Origin of the sequence: Stenotrophomonas maltophilia (assembly GCF_047497515.2) — a bacterium.
In the GTDB taxonomy this organism is placed as follows: Bacteria; Pseudomonadota; Gammaproteobacteria; order Xanthomonadales; family Xanthomonadaceae; genus Stenotrophomonas.
Map to the genome: position 1 here is coordinate 73,870 of NZ_JAXAXL020000009.1, position 20,304 is coordinate 94,173.

Here is a 20,304-nt window from a genome sequence, read left to right on the forward strand (position 1 = left end):
GCGGACCGTTGGTCCGCACGCCTGCCGGCGGTCTCAGACGATATCGTCGACCACGCCGCCATCCACGCGAAGCGCCGCACCGGAGGTGGCCGAGGCCTGTGGCGAGGCCAGGTAGACCACCATGTTGGCCACTTCCTCGACCGTGGCCGTGCGCTGGATGAGCGAGGACGGCCGATGCTCCATGACGAACTCGCGGCCGATCTGCTCCAGCGGCTTGCCACTGCGCTGGCGTTCATCTTCAAACATCGCGGCGAAACCGTCAGAGAGCGTCGGACCGGGCAGCACGGCATTGACGGTGACGCCACTACCGGCCACGCGCTTGGCCAGGCCGCGTGACAACGACAGCTGCGCGGTCTTGCTGACCCCGTAATGGATCATGTCGGCCGGGATGTTGCGCGCCGACTCCGAGGAAATGAACAGCACGCGGCCCCAGCCGGCATCGACCATCGCCGGCAGCAGGGCGCGCGACAGGCGTACGCCGGACATCACGTTGGTCTGCCAGTAGCGTTCCCAGGTAGCGTCGTCGGTCTCGAAGAAGTCTTCGGGACCGAAGATGCCGGCGTTGTTGACCAGGATGTCGACCTTGGGCAAGCCAGCGAGCAGCGTCTCGACACCGACCGCATCGGACAGATCCGCGGCGACACCGATCACCTCGGCGCCTGGAGCAGCGTCCAGCACGCGCTGGCGCGCGCGTTCGATGCTGCCGGTGCTGCGGCCATTGAGGATGACCCGTGCGCCCGCACCAGCGAGACCCTGGGCGATCGCCAGGCCGATGCCGGCGGTGGAGGCGGTGACCAGTGCGGTACGGCCGGTGAGTTCGATCTTCATGGCGGGAATCCGTGAGCAGGGGATCACCCAGTATCCGCGGGGCGGCGTGATCGGGCTGCAGCGCCCGGCGCAACGCGCTGTTGCGCACGGCGCAGTAGATCCACGCCATGCGTGGATGGAATGCCCGATCAGCGATGGGGGGTCAGGTCAGGCCGGTCACGGCCTGATTGGCCGCCGCCCGCACCTTCGGCAGCAGGCGCAGCACCAGCGCCATCTGCGTGCGGATCAGCTGCAGTTTCGGCGGCATCGCGTCGTCGATCTCTTCCAGCTCCGCGGCCACCGCGCGATCCGCGTCGTTGTCGTCCTCCGCAACCGGCTGGCGTGCGGCAAGCGCGGCCGCCAACTGCTGCAGTGCCTTGCGCACACGCTCACCGGCGGCCAGCGCCAGCGGATCGCCGGCATAGCTGTCCACCTGGTCGCGATGTGCGCCGAGCGCCGACAGATGGCCGAGCAGGGTGTTGGACAGCGCCAGGAAATGGAAGCCGGCATCGAGGTTGCGGCGCACGTGGCCAGGCTCACGCAGCATGTTCGATAGCGCGGTGGACAGCGCCGCGTCGGCATTGTGCATGTCGCGGCGGGCGATGCGGTAGGCCAGGTCGTCGCGCATGCCGCTGCGGTACTGGCCCAGCACCGAATCCAGGTAACGTGCGGCGGTGTCGAGCACGCGCGCCAGTACGAGATGCAGCTGCCGGCCCTGCCAGTCGGGCAGGATCAGGAACGCGGCCGCGGCGGCGATCGCGCAGCCGAGCAGCGTATCGACCATGCGCGGCACGATCAGCACGAAGCCATCACCAATCAGGTTGAAGCACGTCAGCGCCATCACCGTGATCGCCGCCGACGCCACCAGGTAGCGGTCGGTGCGGGTGAAGAAGAACAGCAGTGCCGACAACAATGCAATCAGCAGCTGCACGTGCAGCTGCGGGAACAGTTGCAGCAATGCCCAGGTCAGCACGAGGCCGGCCACGGTCCCGACGATGCGCTGGGCCAGGCGCTGGCGGGTGGCGCCGAAGTTGGGCCGGCACACGAACACGATGGTCAGCAGCACCCAGGAACCGTTCTGCGCATTGAACAGGCGGATCGCGGCGAAACCGGCGATCAGCGCCAGGGCCATGCGCAGGCCGTGGCGGAACAGCACCGAGCCCGGGGTGAGCTGCTGGCGGATGCGTACGCCCATTTCGCGCAGGGTATGCGGGTTGCTGTCACGCAGGCGGGTATCGACGTTGTCGAGGCTGGCCTCGGAGCGTTCGGCATCCAGCAGGCGACGCTCGATGCTGCGCAGGTTGTGCACCAGCAGGTCCAGCGAGCCGAGCAGGCGCTGCCACTGCGGGCGCTGCTGGTCGCGCAGGTAGGCCAGCGCATCGGCCAGGTCTCGTCCGGCCTGCTGGTTGCTTTCGCCATACACGAACGGGCGGCGCAGGCGGATCGCCTCGCCCAGCCGTGCGCAGGCCTGGCCCTGCAGGTCGAGCAGGCGCTGGCAGCGGTACAGCACGTCGCTGTGGAAGAAGGCATCGACCAGTGCGCCGTAGGGGTAGTGCGAAGAACTGGCGCGCTCGTGGAAATCCTGCGCCATGTAATACAGGCGCAGGTACAGGCCGGAATTCACGCCGGGCCGGCCGGAACGGCCGAAGCGCGCCAGGATCGCCGTCTTCGCCTCGTTCAGTGCGCCGACGACACGCCGGTTCTGCTCGGCCAGGTCCAGCTGGCGGCGCTGCAGGTCGGCCTCGCGCACCGGTTCGAACAGGGCGGCCTTCAGCTGCAGGTAGCGGCCCAGTTCCACGTACAGGCGAGCGACGCGCTCGCGTACCGGACGGTTGGCGAACAGCGCGGTCCACAGGATCGACAGCAGGCCATACCAGGCCGCACCGGCCAGCAGGTGGCTGACCGCATCCAGTGCGGTGTGCAGGTCGCGCGCACCATGCTGCTCCAGGCCGATCATGGTGTAGATCGCCAGCGTCACCGTGGCCTGGGCGATGGATGCGTAGCGTTCGCCCAGCGCGCCCAGCAGGGTCAGGCCGAAGGTGGACAGCGCCAGCGCGCCGATGAAGATCCACGGCCACGGGAACAGCCAGATCACCGAGGCCGCCGCGATGCAGAAGCACAGCAGCGACAGCGCGACGGCCTTGGTCCTGCCCCACGCATTGTCGTCGGTCTCGGCGATCGCGCTGGCGATGATGCCGAGGAACACGCCGGGCAGCGCGGCAAGCGCGTCCAGCTGCCAGCACACAGCCATCGCCACGCTCAGGGCAATGAACACCCGCAGGCCATAACTGGCCTTCTCGTGGGCCCACAGGCGGCTGAGGCGGGATTGTCGGGCGGACATGCAGGCTCGGTGGAAGGGTCGAGCTCCATTATTGCGGGCTGCGCGTGAAATATGCAGTGCGGACCAACGGTCCGCACCCACCCTTCGCACCCATGGCAGTGCCGGCCGTTGGCCGGCAGATGCGCCGGGGAAGCCGGCCAGCGGCCGGCTCTACCGGGCTAGGCCCGCTGCGCGCGCTTGAGCAGTTTGGCCTCGCGCTTGCGTGCGCGACGCGCCCGCCAGCGTTCGGCCAGGCACGAGAAGATCACGTACAGCGCCGGCGTGCTGAGCAGGGTCAGGCTCTGCGAGAACAGCAGGCCACCGATCATCGCGATGCCCAGCGGGCGGCGCAGTTCGGAGCCTTCGCCGAGGCCGATCGCCAGCGGCACCGCCGCCAGGATCGCCACCATGGTGGTCATCATGATCGGGCGGAAGCGCACGATGCTGGCCTCGCGTGCGGCGTCGCGCGGCGCCAGCCCGTGCTCGCGCTGCGCCACCAGCGCGAAGTCGATCATCATGATCGCGTTCTTCTTGACGATGCCGATCAGCAGCACCAGCGCGATCATCGAGATCACCGACAGCTCGGTGTTGGTGCCGAACAAGGCCAGCAGCGCACCCACGCCCGCTGCCGGCAGCGTGGACAGGATGGTGACCGGGTGGATCAGGCTCTCGTACAGCATGCCCAGCACCAGGTACACGGTCAGGATCGCCGCCAGCACCAGGATCAGCATGTCGCTCGGGTCGGAGTTGAAGCCGAAGCCTGCATCGTCGGCCAGGCGGATGTCGCCGGGCATGCGCATGCCGGCTACAGTGGCATCGATGATCGCCTTGGCCTCGCCCATGCTTACGTTCGGAGCCAGGTTGTAGCTCAGGTCCATCGTGGTGTACTGGTTTTCATGGGTGATCTGCGACGGCGCCAGGCCCGGGACCTGGGTGGCCACCGCGGTGATCGGCACCATGTCGCCATTGCGCGCACGCACGTACACCTCATCCAGCGCCGCCGGCGTGGCGGTCTGCGAGGGCAGGGCGTTGACCACCACGCTGTACTGGTTGATGTCCGAATAGATGGTCGAGATCTGGCGCTGGCCGAAGGCCCCATACAGTGCGCCGTCGATGGCGCCGACGGTGATGCCCAGCCGCGCGGCCTTGGCACGGTCGATCTGGATGTTCTGGCGCAGGCCGGCGTTGTCGACATCGGTGCCGACGTCGCGCAGCTTCGGGTTCTTCTTCAGCTCCGCCTGCAGCTTGGGCAGCCATTCCTGTAGTGCGGCCAGGTCGTTGCCCTGCAGCGAGATGCGGTACTGCGCGCCCTGGCTGGAACCACCGCCGTCGTTGCTGGGCAGGTCCTGGATCGCGCGCAGGCGCAGCTGCAGGTCCGGGTAACGGTCGGCCTTGGCGCTCAACCGCGCCAGCGCATGAGCGGTGGTTTCGCGGCGGCCGTCGCTGCGCGACTTCAGCTCGATGTTGAACTGCGCGCTGGAGCCCTGGCGGCCACTGCCCAGGCGCACGCCCACGGTCTTCACCGCCGGGTCGGCCATCAGCATGTCGGTGATGCGGCGCTGGCGGGCGACCATGTCCTCGAAGGACACGGTGGCGCTGGAGTTGGCGCGGCCCCAGATCAGGCCGGTGTCCTGTGGCGGGAAGGCGCCCTTCTTCACCGCACCGAACAGGAAGATGGTGACGCCGATCAGCAGCAGCGGGGTCAGCGACATCAGCAGCGCATGGCGCAGCGAGAAGTCGAGGAACACGGTGTAGATGCGCAGCATGCGTTCGTGGCCGGCATCCAGCCAGCGGCCGAAGCGCGACGGCGGCGCCGCGTGGTCGTGGGCGCTGAGGAAGCGGCTGCACAGTGCCGGCGTCAGCGTCAGCGAGACGATCATCGAGACCACGATGGCCGCCACCAGGGTGACGGTGAACTCGCGGAAGAACGCGCCCATCATGCCGCTGGCGAACAGCAGCGGGATGAACACCGCCACCAGCGAGGCGGTGATCGAGACGATGGTGAAGCCGATCTCGCGTGCACCGGTCAGCGCCGCCTGCATGCGCGGCATGCCCTCGTCGAGGTGGCGCATGATGTTCTCGATCACCACGATCGCATCGTCGACCACGAAGCCGATCGCGATCACCAGCGCCAGCAGGCTCAGGTTGTTCAGGGTGAAGCCCATCACGTACATCACCAGCGCGGCACCGGCCAGCGACAGCGGCACGGTCACCGCGGCAATCAGGGTCGGTGCCAGCCGGCGCAGGAACAGCGCCATGGTCAGCACCACCATCGCCAGGCTGATCAACAGGGTGATCTGCACTTCATGCAGCGAGGAACGGATGGTCGGCGTACGGTCGAAGTACGGCGTCATCGTGGTGCCCGGCTGCAGGTAGTCGCGCAGGGTCGGGATCTGTGCCTTGACCCGGTCCACGGTCTCCACGATGTTGGCGCCGGCACGGGTGAACACGTACATCACCACCGCCGGCTTGTGGTCGAACCAGGCCGCCTGGTAGGCGTCCTGCTGGCCGTCGTAGACGTTGGCGATGTCCTTCAGGCGGATCACCCGGCCATCGCCCTGGGTCTTGACCACCAGGTCGGCAAAGTCGGCCGCACGCGCCACCGAATCGTTGGCGATGATCGCGGTGGTGGTGTTGCCGTCGCTGAGGAAGCCGGTGGGCGAGGTCACATTGGCCGCGCGCACGGCGTTGCGCAGGTCATCGGCGGTCAGGCCGAGGGCATTCATCAGGCGCAGGTTGACGTCCACACGCACCGCCGGCGTCGAGGCACCGGCGATGTCGACCGAGGCAACACCGCTGATCTGGCGGATGCGCTGCGCCAGCAGTGAATCGGCGACGTTGTACAGCTCGTCGGCCGACTGCGTCTGCGAGGTCAGCGCGATGGCGATCACCGGGTCGTCGTTGGGGTTCGCCTTCTGGTACATCGGCGAACCCATGCCCGAGGGCAGGTCGGCCTGCGCCGAGTTGATCGCGGTCTGTACGTCCAGCGCCGCCGAATCGATGTTGTGGCCGCTCTGGAAGATCATGAACACCAGCGAGCTGCCTTCCGAGCTCGACGAGCGCATGCGGTCGATGCCCGGCAGCTGGCCCAGGTGGCGCTCCAGCGGTGCGGTGACCGTGGTTGCCATGGTGGCCGCATCGGCGCCGGACTGGCTGGCGTGCACGAAGATCACCGGGATCTCGATGTTCGGCAGCGCCGAAACGCCCAGCCGCAGGTAGCAGATCAGGCCGACCATGAACAGGCCGATGGCCAGCAGCGCGGTGCCGATCGGGCGGCGGATGAAGGGGCCGGACAGGTTCATCGTGCGGCCCCCCGCAGCAGCGGGGCGTGGATCATGCCTGCGGCTCCTGCAGCGAACCGTTGCGCAGCGCACGCTGTTCGCGGCGGTGCGCAAGCCACTCGGAGAAGCGCTCCATGTACAGGTAGATCACCGGCGTGGTGTAGAGGGTCACCAGCTGCGACAGCAGCAGGCCGCCGACGATGGCGATGCCGAGCGGGCGGCGCAGTTCCGAGCCGATGCCGGTGCCCAGCGCCAGCGGCAGCGCGCCGAGCATGGCGGCGGCGGTGGTCATCATGATCGGGCGGAAACGCAGCAGGCAGGCACGGCGGATCGCTTCGTGCGCATTGGCACCGGCACGACGTGCCTCGATCGCGAAGTCCACCATCATGATGCCGTTCTTCTTGACGATGCCGATCAGCAGCACGATGCCGACGATACCGTCCACCGACAGGCTCAGCCCGCACAGCATCAGCGCCAGCAGCGCACCGACACCGGCCGGCGGCAGGGTGGAGATGATCGTGATCGGGTGGATGTAGCTCTCATAGAGCACGCCCAGCACGATGTAGATCACCACCAGCGAGGCCAGCAGCAGCCACACCACATCGGTCTGGCTGCCGGTGAACTCGGCGGCCTTGCCGATGAACTCCGCATGCAGATGGGTCGGCATGTCCAGGCTGTCCTTGGTCTCCTGGATTGCACGCACCGCTTCGGACAGCGAATAGCCCGGCGCCACGTTGAACGAGACCGTCACCGCCGGCAGCTGCTGCTGGTGGCTGACCACCAGCGGTGCGCTGCTGACCTTGCCCTCGGCCAAGGCCGACAGCGGGATGATGTTGCCGGCGCCGACGGTGATGCCGGTGTTCTGTGCACCGATGCCGGTGGCGGTGGACGAATTGGACGAGGTGACCTGGCCGAAGCTGGTGGCGTTGGTTCCGGTCAATGCGCCGGCACCGTTGGAGGCCACGGCCAGCTGCTGCATCAGCGCGGTGCTGGTGCGGAACTCCGGCGCCACTTCCAGCACCACGCGGTACTGGTTGAGCTCGGTGAAGATGGTCGAGATCTGGCGCTGGCCGAACGCATCGTAGAGCGTGTCATCGATGGTCTGCATCGGCACGCCCAGCACGCTGGCCTTGTCGCGGTCGATGTTCAGTTCAAGCGCGCGGCCCTGGTTGGACAGGTTGTTGTCGACGTCGGCCAGTTCCGGGCGCTGGCGCAGCGCTTCGGTCAGGCGCGTGGCCTGCTTGGCCACTTCGGCGCTGTCCACGTCCGACAGCGAATACTGGTACTCGGTGGCGGCCACGCGGGTATCCAGGGTCACGTCCTGCACCGGCTTCAGGTACAGCGCTACGCCCGGAATGCCGGCCACCGCCTTCTGCAGGCGCGGCAGGATCTCGTCCAGGCCGTCGCGCTGGCTGCGCTCCTTCAGCACGATCGACAGCTGGCCCTGGTTGAGCGTGGGGTTCATGCTGCCGGCACCGATGAACGCCGACACGCCGGTCACGTCCGGGTCCTGGCGCAGCGCTTCGGCGACCTGCTTGGTGCGCTGCTCCATCTGCGGGAAGGCGATGTTCTGGTCGGCCTGGACCACGCCGGTGATCAGGCCGGTGTCCTGCTCGGGCAGCAGGCCCTTGGGAATCAGCACGTACAGCAGCACGGTAAGTACCAGTGCGCCGCCGGCCACGGCCAGGGTCAAGCGCTGGTGGCCCAGCACCCAGTCCAGGCTGTGCTCGTACAGGCCGACGGTACGCGTCCACAGGTTCTGCTTGCCGGCCGCTGCCGCGCGCTCGTGCGCATCCTCGCCTTCGGGCAGGGCGTCGGGTTTGAGCAGGTAGGCGCACATCATCGGGGTGAGCGTCAGCGAGATCAGCATCGACAACACCACGGCGATGCTCAGTACCCACGCGAACTCGTGGAACAGGCGGCCGGTGACGCCGGGCATCAGCAGCAGCGGCAGGAACACCGCCACCAGCGAAACGGTCAGCGACAGCACGGTGAAGCCGATCTGGCGCGCACCGATTTCGGCCGCTTCCTTGCCACTCTTGCCCTGCTCGATGTAGCGCACGATGTTCTCGATCATCACGATCGCATCGTCGACCACGAAGCCGGTGGCCACCACCAGCGCCATCAGCGAAAGGTTGTCCAGCGACATGCCGGCGAAGGCCATCACGGCGAAGGTACCGGCCAGCGACAGCGGCACCGCCACCGACGGGATGATCGTGGCCCACAACCGGCGCAGGAACACGAAGATCACCGCCACCACCAGGCCGATGGTGAGGATCAGGGTGAACTGCACTTCATGCACCGACGCGCGGATGGTCTCGGTGCGGTCGTTGAAGATCTCCAGGTGCACGTCGGCCGGCAGCACGCCCTGCAGCTGCGGCAGGATCGCGCGGATGCGTTCGACGGTCTGCACGATGTTGGCGCCGGGTTGGCGGCGCACTTCCAGCAGTACCGCGGGCTTGCCATCGGCCCAGGCCGCCAGCTGGTCGTTCTCCACGCCATCGACCACCTCGGCCACGTCGGACAGCCGCACCGGGCGGCCATTCTTGTAGCTGATGATGGTGTCGCGGTACTCGGCGGCACTGGCCAGCTGGTCGTTGGTGCCGATGCTGTAGGACTGGGTCTTGCCGTTCAACGAACCCTTGGGCGCATTGACGTTGGCCTGGGTCAGCGCGCTGCGCAGCTGCTCCAGGGTCAGGCCCATGTTCGACAGCTGCGCCGGGTTGACCTGGATGCGTACCGCCGGGCGCACGTTGCCGGCGATCGAAACCAGGCCCACGCCCTGCACCTGCGACAGGCGCTGGGCCAGGATCGAGTCGGCGTAGTTGTTGACGTCGCGCAGCGGGCGCGTGTCAGACGTCAGCTTCAGGGTGACGATGGCCGCGTCGGCCGGGTTCACCCGGTTGTAGACCGGCTGGTAGGGCAGCGACGAGGGCAGGGTGGCCTGGCGGATCGCCGCCTGCACGTCCTGCGCGGCGATGTCGATGTCGCGGTCCATCGAGAACTGCAGGATGATCGTCGACAACCCGGCCGAGGAGTCGGAGGTCATCAGCTCCAGGCCGGAGATCTGCCCGAACTGGCGTTCGAGTGGCGTGGTGACCAGCGAGGCCATGGTGGTGGCGTTGGCGCCGGGGTACTGGGTGGTGACCACCAGGCTGGGCGCATCGATTTCCGGCAGCGCCGACACCGGCAGCTTGCGGTAACCGAGGATGCCCAGCAGCAACAGCCCCGCCATCAACAGCGAGGTGGCGATGGGGCGGCGGATGAAGATCGTCGAAAAGCCCACGGACTGATCCTTGCTGGCACTTCATTGGCAGCGCCGGCGGGGATGCCGGCGCGGGAGAGGTCAGTGGCCTGCGCTCAGCGCGGGCCACCACCGCGACGGCCACCGCCGCCACCGTTCTTCTGCTCGGCGGCCTTCAGTTCGGCCTCGGTCGGCGCGGCCGGCGTTTCGCCCGGCTTCAGCGCGGTGACCTTGCTGCCTGGCTTCAGGCGGAACTGGCCTTCGCTGACCACGCGCTCGCCACCCTTCAAGCCTTCGGCGATCTGCACCTGGCTGTCGCCCACTTCCACGCCGCTGCGCACGGTCTGCATCTTTACCGTGTTGTCGCCCTGCACGATGTAGACGTACTCGCCATCGGGGCCACGCAACACCGCCTGGGTCGGGATGACCACGCCGCCGCCGATGGTGCGCAGCTGCATGCGCACGTTGACGAACTGGCCCGGCCACAGCCCGTTGTCGGTGTTGTCGAAGATCGCGCGGGCCTTGAACGTGCCGCTGTCGGCGCTGATCAGGTTGTCGACCACATCGAGCTTGCCGTCACCGGACAGCACGTGCGAATCGGCACGGTCCAGTGCGGCCACCGGCACCGTGCCGGCCGCCTGCGCCTGGCGCACGTCGCCGAGCTGGCGCTCGGGCAGGTTGAACAGCACGTGGATCGGGTGGACCTGGGTCAACGTGACCAGCGCGGTACCGGCGCTGACCACGTTGCCGGCGTCCACTGCACGGATGCCGGCAATGCCGGAGATCGGCGCGGTGACCTTGGTGTACTGCAGCTGCACCTGTGCCGAGCGCATGCTGGCTTCGTTGGCGGCCACTGCGCTTTCGTACTGTGCCACTTGGTTTCGCTGTGTATCCAGATCGGTCTTGGCGACGAACTGGCGATACTCCGGCGCGTTCGAGCGCTGGTAGTTGGAGCGTGCGGTGGCCAGCAGGGCTTCGTTCTGGCGCTTGGCCGCCGCAGCCTGGTCGTAGCTGGCCTGGGCCGTGCGCGGATCGATCACCGCCAGCACGTCACCCTGCTTCACTTCCTGGCCTTCGCGGAAATTGAGGCTCATCAGCTGGCCGCCCACCTGCGGGCTGACGGTGACGGTGTTCATCGCGGTCACCGTGCCCAGCGCGCTGGCATACACCGGCACGTCCTGGCGCGCGGCGTCGACCACGGTCACCGGCACCGGGCCGGCATCCGGGTCTTCGCCGCCCTGGCGCGCACCCGCTGCGGGCTTCCCAGCCTTGTCCTTGCCCCCGCCGATGACGCGCAGGCCGACCACGGCCAGCACCAGTACCGCCACGACCAGCAGCACGATCTTCCAAACACGTGACATTACGAGGACTCCGAGAGGGCTGGACCGGGCGGGACGCCGGGACAATGCGCAAAGCATACCTGTGCCACATCACGTTTCCTGCATGACGGATGGGACGGGCGCTAAGACCGGATCCGGCGCCGGAGGTTCCCGTGGCGGCAGTGTTGGCCTACATTCAGCTGGAACCCCTTGCCGTGGAGATTGCGATGCGCCGTTCGTTGCTGCTGTCCGCCCTGCTGCTGGCCCTGCCCGCGCTTGCCCATGCCCAGGACGGGCAGCGCCCGGAAGTGACCGCCGCCGCGCAACGGCTGCAGGCGCAGGTGGTCGAATGGCGCCGTGACTTCCACCAGCATCCGGAACTGTCCAACCGCGAGGCACGGACCTCGGCCGAGGTCGCCAAGCGCCTGCGTGCGATGGGCCTCAAGCCGAAGACCGGCATCGCCCACCATGGCGTGGTGGCGATCATCGAAGGCGGCAAGCCGGGCCCGAAGATCGCACTGCGCGCGGACATGGATGCGCTGCCGGTGACCGAGCAGACCGGCCTGCCGTTCGCCTCCAAGGCCACTGACCAGTACCGCGGCCAGACCGTGGGCGTGATGCATGCCTGCGGCCATGACGCGCACACCGCGACCCTGCTCGGCGTGGCGCAAGCGCTGGTGTCGATGAAGAAGGACCTGCCGGGCCAGGTGATGCTGATCTTCCAGCCGGCCGAGGAAGGCGCACCGCCGCCGGAAGAGGGTGGTGCCGCGTTGATGCTGAAGGAAGGGTTGTTTGCCGACTTCAAGCCGGAGGCGGTGTTCGGCCTGCATGTGTTCTCCAGCGTGCAGGCGGGGCAGATCGCGGTACGGGGTGGTCCGCTGATGGCCGCCTCGGACCGCTTCGGGATCAAGGTGATCGGCCGCCAGACGCACGGCTCGGCGCCGTGGAATGGCGTGGACCCGATCGTGGCCACCGCCGATCTGGTCGGTACCGCGCAGACCATCGTCAGCCGCCGCGCCAACCTGTCCAAGCAGCCTGCGGTGCTGACCTTCGGCGCGATCAACGGTGGCATCCGCTACAACATCATTCCCGATGAGGTGGAGATGGTCGGCACCATCCGCACCTTCGACGAAGGCATGCGCCAGCAGATCTTCGCCGACCTGCGCAACGTGGCCGAGCACACCGCCGCTGCGCACGGTGCAAAGGCGGTGACCGATATCTACGAGTCGGAAGGCAACCCGGCCACGGTGAACGACCCGGCGCTGACCGCGAAGATGCTGCCGAGCCTGCAGGCGGTGGTGGGCAAGGACAATGTGTACGAGCCGCCGCTGCAGATGGGGGCCGAGGATTTCTCGCTGTACGCGAAGCAAGTGCCGGGCATGTTCTTCTTCGTGGGTTCGACCAGCGTGGGCATCGACCCGGCAACCGCGCCGGCCAATCATTCGCCGAAGTTCCTGCTGGATGAGAAGGCGCTGGATGTCGGGTTGCGCGCGTTGCTGCAGGTGAGCCTGGATTACCTGCACGGTGCGGGCACTCCTGCGGGCTGAGGGTTTCCGGCAGGGCTTGCAGCCCTGCACCCGCCTAAATCAACGTCAACGTCAAAAGCGGGTATTCCGTGGGATGGCGGGGTGGGTCCGGTTGAGGGGGACGCCGTAAACCCATCCCTGGGGGCTTGGCCGCGGCATCCATGCCGCGGACACCCCCTCAACCGGACCCACCCCGCCTTCGACAGTTTCCCGTGATCTGTCGGCACGACATTCTGCTTCTGGTGGGTGTCGACCTTGGTCGACACGGCGGACGCCATGAATGTCTGAAGCATCTGGTTTTGATTTTGATTTTGATTTTCCTGATCTTTCCCGTGGTAACGCGGGAAACTGTCCGTGGCCGGGAGGGTGGGTTGGCTGGGGGCGTGAGCCGCATGGATGCGGCGACCGAGCTTACATGGACGTACTTGCAGCGGCCCCCAGCCAACCCACCCTCCCGGCCGACCCGAGATCCTGCCCTGAACCACCACGGAGGGGCTCCGCCGTTGGCCGGCCCGGCCGAAGGCCCGCTTCTGGCGCGATACAATGACGCCCATGAATACCCCCCAGGATTCCAGCCTCGGTCGCGAGGTCAGTTACCCGTCGCAGTACGATCCCGGCCTGCTGTTTCCCATCCCCCGCAGCGGCGCCCGCGCCGAGATCGGTCTCGATGATGCGGCGCTGCCGTTCGTCGGCCATGACCGCTGGCACGCCTTCGAGCTGAGCTGGCTCGACCCGCGCGGCAAGCCGCAGGTCGCCGTCGCCACCGTGCAGGTGCCGTGCACCTCGCCGAGGCTGATCGAATCGAAGTCGTTCAAGCTGTACCTGAACTCCCTCAACAGCACCCGCATCGACACTGCCGAAGCGCTGCGCGCGCGCATCATCGCGGACCTGTCGGCCTGTGCCGGTGCCCCGGTGCAGGTCGAATTCGGCCTGCCGGGCCTGCGCGAGACGCCGCTCGGCGAGTCGATCGACGGGCTGGACGTGGAGATCGACTGCTATGGCCCCCCGCAGGCGGACTTCCTCGCCGCCGATGCCGGCCAGGTGGTGGAAGAAACCCTGGTCTCGGCACTGCTGAAGTCCAACTGCCCAGTCACCGGCCAGCCGGACTGGGCCACGGTCAGCCTGCGCTACCGCGGGCCGAAGATCGACCGTACCGGACTGCTGCGTTACCTGGTCAGCTACCGCGAGCACGCCGAGTTCCACGAGCAGTGCGTGGAGCGCATCTTCAGTGAGGTGTCCACGCGCTGCCAGCCGGAGTGGCTGGAAGTGGAAGCCCGCTACACCCGCCGCGGTGGCCTGGACATCAATCCCTGGCGCGCCAGCCCGGCCATCGCCGCCCCGGCCGCCACCTACCGCGAGCTGCGCCAATAACCGGTACTGCCGGCCGCTGGCCGGCAATCGCGCGCAAATAAAAGGTAGTGCCGGCCGCTGGCCGGCAATCGCGTGGAACCTGCCTGCAGGGCAAGCCGGCCAGCGGCCGGCACTACCGGGGTCCCCATTCTCCCGATTGTTCAGCCGCCCCGGGGGGCGGCTTCACATCTGCACCATCCCCATTTAACAACCTCCATGGCACCGTGCGAGTCACGTAGTCATGCAGACGGGAGTTGTGGATGAGTACCGAGAAGAAAGCCGATTTCTCCGGCGTCAGTGGCAGCGTCGACAGTACAGCCGAGCAGGTGCCGAAGGCCGACTTCTCCGGCGTCAGCGCTTCGGTGGACAGCACCGCCGACGTTGTCAGCGGTGGCACCTATACCGTGCAGAAGGGTGATTCGCTGTCGAAGATCGCCAAGCAGCACCTGGGCGATGCCAACGCATGGAAGAAGATCTTCGAAGCCAATCGCGATGTGCTTGACGACCCGGACAAGATTTTCCCGGGCCAGACCCTGAAACTGCCGCCGAAGTAAGCCGGCGATCGAATGCCGTCCGCCAATCCCTGGGAGGAACCCCGAATGATCAAGACCACCCCGCTCCAGACCGCCCTGATCGCCGCCCTGCTGGGCAGCGTTGCCTTGGTCGGTTGCAAGAAGAAGGAAGAGTCGTCGACTGACAGCACCGCTGCACCGGCTGCGACTGCTCCGGCTGAGCCGGCACCGGCGCCGATGACCGGTGCACCGCCGCCGATGGCGGCAGCCGTTGCGGTTTCTGCCGTGACCGTTGGCAAGACCGCTGCGGCCGACAAGTCGGTGGCGCCGGTTGCCCTGTTCGCGCCGAAGGACGATGTGGTCGTCTCGGTGCGTACCGACGGAACCGCCAACAACGTTGCAGTCGGCGCCAAGCTGACCTTCCAGGATGGCCAGGTAGCCGGCGAGCAGAACGCCACGCTGAACACCAGCGGTGCCGAGACCACCAATATCACCTTCAAGAATGCCAATGGCTGGCCGGCGGGCAAGTACCGCGCAGAAGTCATGGTCGATGGTAAGGCGGCCGGAACGCCGCAGGAGTTCGAGGTCAAGTAAGTCCTGCCGACTCTCTCCCGGCAGGGCTCACGATGGACGCAGCCGCGAGGCTGCGTCCTTTTTTATGGGGCGGCGGTTGGCCCCATCCACGCATGGCGTGGATCCACTGACAACCGGACCGGGCTTCATCCACGCCACGCGTGGATGGATCACAGCGTTGCCGGGGCGCAGTACTTCCGCGTATGGCGCGGCTTTGCCCCGCGCGGCTGAAAACGCGACAATGCAGGAGTTTCCCCGCCGCGCGCCCACCCTGACGGCGACGGGGGAAAGTGACACGGTTGCACGTGGCACGGCGCCTGCGCCGGCCTTCCCCTGAGAACCGCTACAGAGTCCAAGTCCCCCATGTCCAAGATCCTCTACACGCTGACCGACGAAGCACCGTTCCTGGCCACCCAGTCGCTGCTGCCGATCGTCGATGCCTACACCGCCACCGCTGGCATCGTGGTGGAAACCCGTGACATCTCGCTGTCCGGCCGCATCCTGTCGCTGTTCCCGGAACTGCTGAGCGATGCGCAGAAGGTCAGCGACGACCTGGCCGAGCTGGGCCAGCTGGCGACCACCCCGGACGCCAACATCATCAAGCTGCCGAACATTTCGGCATCGGTGCCGCAGCTGAAGGCGGCCATCAAGGAACTGCAGGACCAGGGCTATCCGCTGCCGGATTACCCGGAAACCCCGGCCGACGACCAGCAGCGCGACTACAAGGCGCGCTATGACAAGGTCAAGGGCAGCGCGGTCAACCCGGTGCTGCGCGAAGGCAATTCCGATCGCCGCGCACCGCTGTCGGTGAAGAACTACGCGCGCAAGCACCCGCACCGCATGGGCGCCTGGGCGTCGGATTCGAAGTCGCACGTCGCGCACATGGCCGCCGGTGACTTCTACGGCAGCGAGAAGTCGGCCACCCTGGCCAATGCCGGTTCGCTGAAGATCACCTTCCACGGCAAGGACGGCAGCGCCGTCGTGCTGAAGGAAAAGACCGCTGTCAAGGCCGGCGAGATCGTCGATGCCGCGGTGATGAGCCGCAAGGCGCTGGCCGCGTTCATCGCTGAGCAGATCGCCGATGCCAAGGCCCAGGGCGTGCTGTTCTCGCTGCACCTGAAGGCGACCATGATGAAGGTCTCCGACCCGATCATGTTCGGCGTGGCGGTCAACGAGTTCTACAAGGACGTGCTGGCCAAGCACGCCGATGTGCTCAAGCAGGCCGGTTTCGACGCCAACAACGGCATCGGTGACCTGGCCGCGCGCCTGCCGTCGCTGCCGGAAGCCACCCGCGCCGCGATCGAAGCCGACCTGGCCGCCGAGTACGCACAGCGTCCGGGCGTGGCCATGGTCAACTCGGACAAGGGCATCACCAACCTGCACGTGCCGAGCGACGTCATCGTCGACGCCTCGATGCCGGCGATGATCCGCGACTCCGGCAAGATGTGGAACGCCGAAGGGAAGCTGCAGGACACCAAGGCGGTCATCCCGGACCGCTGCTATGCCGGCGTCTACCAGGCCGTCATCGACGACTGCAAGGCGCACGGTGCCTTCGATCCGGCCACCATGGGCTCGGTGCCGAACGTCGGCCTGATGGCGCAGAAGGCCGAAGAGTACGGCTCGCACGACAAGACCTTCCAGATCGCCGCCGACGGCGTGGTCAAGGTCACCGACGATGCCGGCAACGTGGTGTTCGAGCACGCCGTGGAAGCCGGTGACATCTGGCGCATGTGCCAGACCAAGGATGCGCCGATCCAGGACTGGGTGAAGCTGGCCGTCGAACGCGCCCGCCTGAGCAGCACCCCGGCCGTGTTCTGGCTGGACGCCGCCCGTGCCCACGACGCACAGGTCATCGCCAAGGTCGAAACCTACCTGAAGAACCACGACACCGCCGGCCTGGACATCCGCATCCTGCCGCCGGTGGAGGCCACCGCATTCTCGCTGGACCGCATCCGCAAGGGTGAGGACACCATCTCGGTGACCGGCAACGTGCTGCGCGACTACCTCACCGACCTGTTCCCGATCATGGAGCTGGGCACCAGCGCCAAGATGCTGTCGATCGTGCCGCTGATGGCCGGTGGCGGCCTGTTCGAGACCGGCGCCGGCGGCTCGGCCCCGAAGCACGTGCAGCAGTTCGTCGAAGAGGACTACCTGCGCTGGGATTCGCTGGGTGAGTTCCTGGCCCTGGCCGCGTCGCTGGAACACCTGGGCAACCGTTACGACAACGCCGCTGCCCGCGTGCTGGCCAAGGCGCTGGACGAAGCCAACGGCCAGTTCCTGGACAATGACAAGTCGCCGTCGCGCAAGCTGGGTGGCATCGACAATCGGGGCAGCCACTTCTACATCGCGCTGTACTGGGCCCAGGCCCTGGCCGCGCAGGACGAAGATGCCGCGCTGAAGGCACGCTTCGCGCCCCTGGCCAAGGCGCTGACCGACAACGAGCAGAAGATCGTCGATGAGTTGATCGCGGTGCAGGGCAACGCCGTGGACATCGGCGGCTACTACCGTCCGGACGTGGCCAAGGCCAGCAAGGCGATGCGCCCGAGCGCGACCTTCAACGCCGCGCTGGAACAGCTGCGCGGCTGATTCATCGCCGTCCGCGTGTGACCCCGGAACCCGCGCTTCGGCGCGGGTTTCTTTTTCCCGCTGGGGTCAGATCCCTTTGGCACGGCGAAAGGGATCTGACCCCAACGGCCGGGCATCCCGAACCGTGAAATCCGTCGACTGTCGTAACCCCGTCAAGGGGGCATGAAACTTGCCCACGATGGTTGTCGCAGAACGCAGATCGGGGTTTTCGCGTTCACCGCAAATCTGAGCAGTCGATCACGACGGTTGGCGCTGGCGATGCCCTAGCCTTGGCGACGCGAGACCACCGGGGAGGTGGTCGCACGGGGAACACCGATGGCACGCGTGCTGGTAGTGGGAACCGACATCCAGGGCGAGCAGGCCCTGCTGCAGCGGCTACGCTTGGCTTCGGCACTGCCCGATGGCCAGATCCGCCGCAGCCAGGATCTGGACGATTGTGACCTGCTGGTCATCCGCGATACCCCGGCGCTGCGCAATGCGGCCCTGCGCATGCGCCAGCAGCGACCGCGCCTGCAGTGCTGGATCGAGGACCCGGTTGGCCAGTTGCGTGCCGGCGATGGCCATCAGGACGTGCTCGACGATGGCGCCATCGGGCGCGCGCTGCGAGGCATGCAGGCCGACCCGGAACCTTTGGCCATGCACGTATCGGCACCGATCCGCCTGGCCGATGGTGCGCACGCCATCACCCGCCTGCTGCGTGAGCGGCTGCCGCTGCGGCAGGGCCAGGCGCTGCTGAGCGATGCCGGCGAACCCCTGCTGCTGATGGATCTGGAACATGACCATGCAGTGCTGCTGGAGGAACCTGCTGCCGCGCTGGTGGAGCGCCTGGCCGACGCCTTCGAGCGCCTGCAGCTGGACGCGCTGACACCGGCACGGTTGCAGGCGCTGGCAGGGGACCGGCCACGCCAGCCACTGCGCCCGCTGCTGTGGCAATGGGCACAGCGCAGCCGGCACTGGCAGTTGCTGGATGAGCGCCTGCGCAGCGCCTCGGTGAAGCTGCTGCGCTGGCCCGACTTCCGCGTACTCGGCCACGACCATGATGGCTTCCGCCTGTGCTCGCTGCTGCTCAAGCGCGCCTGCACGGTGGACGAGTGCGCGATGCTGCTCGACCTGCCGGCCGCTGCCGTGCGTGACTTCATCCATGCTGCTTACCTGTGCGGCTACGCGCAGCTGCAGGCAACTGCCGCCGCACCGGCGATGGCGCGCGCGGCGAGCGCGACCGACCACGGCCTGCTGGCCCGGTTGTGGCGGCACCTGCGCGGGAGCGAGCGCAATGCGTGAGCACAAGGTGGTGGTGCTGGGAGGAATGGGCAGCGGCAAGTCCACCCTGGTGCGCAGCATCGCGGCCGGCGCCGTGGTCGATACCGATGTGGCCAACAGTGACCGCCTCGGCGCCGACAAAGCATCGACCACGGTCGCGCTGGACTATGCCGACATCGATCTGCCCAATGGCGAGCGGTTGCGCCTGTACGGCACGCCCGGCCAGCAGCGTTTCGACTTTCTGTGGCCGATCCTGCTGCAGGGCGCGCGTGGCGCCGTGCTGCTGCTGGACGCTCGCCGCACGGGCGTGGCCGCCGAGCTGCAGGGCTACCTGCAGGTGCTGCGGCCCTTCGCCCCGGCGCTGGCGCTGGTGGTGGCCGTCACCCATCTCGACCAGGCGCCGCATGCCGTGCTGGACGACTGGGCCGCATGTGCCTGCCTTGATGATCAACCGCTGCCACTGTTGGCGGTCGATGCCCGCGAGCGCGAACAGGGGCTGCTGCTGATGGATGTGTTGATGGGCGAGATGGAAGCGCATGCGCTGGTGGCCGCACATGGCTGACGGGCAGGTGGTGGTCCTGCCCGATGCATGCCAGTGCGAGCGATTGCAGCCGTTGCTGCAGGATCTGCGGCAACGGGTGGAAGGCGTACGCACGGTGGTGCTGGCCAGCGTCGATGGCTTTGCGCTGGTCAGTGCCGGCGCCGAAGGGCGTGGCGAACGGCTGGCGGCGATGACCAGCGCGATGCTGGCGCTGGCCGCAGCGGTGGGCCGCGAACTGGTGCTGGGCGATCTGCAGACGCTGATGCTGGAGGCCGCAGGCGGCAAGGTGCTGATGCTGGCCATCCAGGCCGAAGGGCGCGCGCCGCTGCTGTTGATGGCGGCCTGCGACCAGCGCAGCGTGATCGGCCAGGTGCTGTGGCAGAGCAGGGAATGTGGCCAGGCAATCCTGGCCGAACTCGGCGGATCGTGAGCCCGGCCGCAGGGGAACGTGGGGCTCGGATCACTCTTGAAAGGGGAGCGGACGTGGCTGGATTGACTGAATCGTTGAATGCACTGATGGGCATTGATGGCGCGCAGGCCGTGGCGCTGGTCGACTACGAAAGCGGCATGCTGCTGGGTGAGGCCGGTGCCGGCATGGACATGGAAGTGGCCGCCGCCGGCAATACCGAAGTGATCCGCGCCAAGATGAAGACCGCCGCGTCGCTGAACCTCAACGACACGATCGAGGACATCCTGATTTCACTGGGCAAGGCGTACCACATCATGCGCCCGGTAGCGAAGAAGAAGGGCCTGTTCTTCTACATCGTGCTCGACCGCACCAAGTCCAACCTCGCGCTGGCCCGGCGTAAGGTGCAGGACGTCGAGGCCGATCTGGCGATCTGAGCCGGTAGTGCCGGCCGTTGGCCGGCATCTGCATGGATCCACCGGCGGTCCAGGGGCTGCCGGCCAGCGGCCGGCACTACCTGAGCGCTCGACGGCGCCACACACGCCAGCGTATGGTGGATGCCTGTCCTCCTGCCGAGCC

14 protein-coding genes are annotated in these 20,304 nt (G+C 67.3%); 9 read left to right on the plus strand and 5 right to left on the minus strand.

The window, feature by feature from the left end; genetic code table 11:
- Positions 1–33: 33 nt before the first annotated feature.
- The 5 genes from ACMZPQ_RS13560 to ACMZPQ_RS13580 form a co-directional block, all read right to left on the minus strand.
- On the minus strand, positions 34–828 hold the full coding sequence (locus ACMZPQ_RS13560; protein ID WP_197582457.1) for an SDR family oxidoreductase: 795 nt from the start codon (positions 826–828) through the stop codon (positions 34–36).
- Positions 829–970: 142 nt separating this feature from the next.
- A complete protein-coding gene (gene yccS, locus ACMZPQ_RS13565; RefSeq protein WP_197582456.1) occupies positions 971–3,148 on the minus strand; it encodes a YccS family putative transporter in 2,178 nt (725 codons plus the stop codon).
- A gap of 158 nt (positions 3,149–3,306) precedes the next feature.
- Positions 3,307–6,429 (minus strand): efflux RND transporter permease subunit, encoded by a 3,123-nt coding sequence (locus ACMZPQ_RS13570; RefSeq protein WP_197582455.1) that lies wholly within the window; start codon positions 6,427–6,429, stop codon positions 3,307–3,309.
- Between the two features lie 31 nt (positions 6,430–6,460).
- Positions 6,461–9,694, minus strand: a complete 3,234-nt coding sequence (locus tag ACMZPQ_RS13575; RefSeq protein WP_197582454.1) for an efflux RND transporter permease subunit — start codon at positions 9,692–9,694, stop codon at positions 6,461–6,463.
- Between the two features lie 74 nt (positions 9,695–9,768).
- Positions 9,769–11,013: an efflux RND transporter periplasmic adaptor subunit gene (locus ACMZPQ_RS13580; RefSeq protein WP_197582452.1), complete on the minus strand. Its 1,245-nt coding sequence runs from the start codon at positions 11,011–11,013 to the stop codon at positions 9,769–9,771.
- Between the two features lie 185 nt (positions 11,014–11,198).
- Here ACMZPQ_RS13580 and ACMZPQ_RS13585 point away from each other — a divergent pair, with 185 nt between their 5' ends.
- From ACMZPQ_RS13585 to ACMZPQ_RS13625, 9 genes are all read left to right on the plus strand, one after another.
- Positions 11,199–12,518: a M20 family metallopeptidase gene (locus ACMZPQ_RS13585; protein ID WP_197582451.1), complete on the plus strand. Its 1,320-nt coding sequence runs from the start codon at positions 11,199–11,201 to the stop codon at positions 12,516–12,518.
- 531 nt (positions 12,519–13,049) lie between these two features.
- On the plus strand, positions 13,050–13,868 hold the full coding sequence (queF, locus tag ACMZPQ_RS13590) for an NADPH-dependent 7-cyano-7-deazaguanine reductase QueF (RefSeq protein WP_197582450.1): 819 nt from the start codon (positions 13,050–13,052) through the stop codon (positions 13,866–13,868).
- 239 nt (positions 13,869–14,107) lie between these two features.
- Positions 14,108–14,401, plus strand: coding sequence for a LysM peptidoglycan-binding domain-containing protein (locus tag ACMZPQ_RS13595; RefSeq protein ID WP_005419771.1), 294 nt, complete (start codon positions 14,108–14,110; stop codon positions 14,399–14,401).
- Between the two features lie 45 nt (positions 14,402–14,446).
- Positions 14,447–14,953: a hypothetical protein gene (locus ACMZPQ_RS13600; protein WP_197582640.1), complete on the plus strand. Its 507-nt coding sequence runs from the start codon at positions 14,447–14,449 to the stop codon at positions 14,951–14,953.
- A gap of 342 nt (positions 14,954–15,295) precedes the next feature.
- Positions 15,296–17,518: an NADP-dependent isocitrate dehydrogenase gene (locus tag ACMZPQ_RS13605; protein ID WP_197582641.1), complete on the plus strand. Its 2,223-nt coding sequence runs from the start codon at positions 15,296–15,298 to the stop codon at positions 17,516–17,518.
- 315 nt (positions 17,519–17,833) lie between these two features.
- Complete coding sequence (locus ACMZPQ_RS13610; protein ID WP_197582642.1) at positions 17,834–18,799, plus strand: hypothetical protein; 966 nt, start codon at positions 17,834–17,836, stop codon at positions 18,797–18,799.
- A complete protein-coding gene (locus ACMZPQ_RS13615) occupies positions 18,792–19,340 on the plus strand; it encodes a GTP-binding protein (protein ID WP_197582643.1) in 549 nt (182 codons plus the stop codon). Before ACMZPQ_RS13610 ends, ACMZPQ_RS13615 begins: the two co-directional genes overlap by 8 nt.
- The gene (locus ACMZPQ_RS13620) at positions 19,333–19,749 is read left to right on the plus strand and encodes a roadblock/LC7 domain-containing protein (RefSeq protein ID WP_197582644.1); all 417 of its coding nucleotides are present in this window, start codon (positions 19,333–19,335) and stop codon (positions 19,747–19,749) included. The genes ACMZPQ_RS13615 and ACMZPQ_RS13620 overlap by 8 nt, the downstream gene beginning before the upstream one ends.
- A 53-nt stretch (positions 19,750–19,802) precedes the next feature.
- A complete protein-coding gene (locus tag ACMZPQ_RS13625) occupies positions 19,803–20,162 on the plus strand; it encodes a hypothetical protein (RefSeq protein ID WP_197582645.1) in 360 nt (119 codons plus the stop codon).
- Positions 20,163–20,304: the final 142 nt, after the last annotated feature.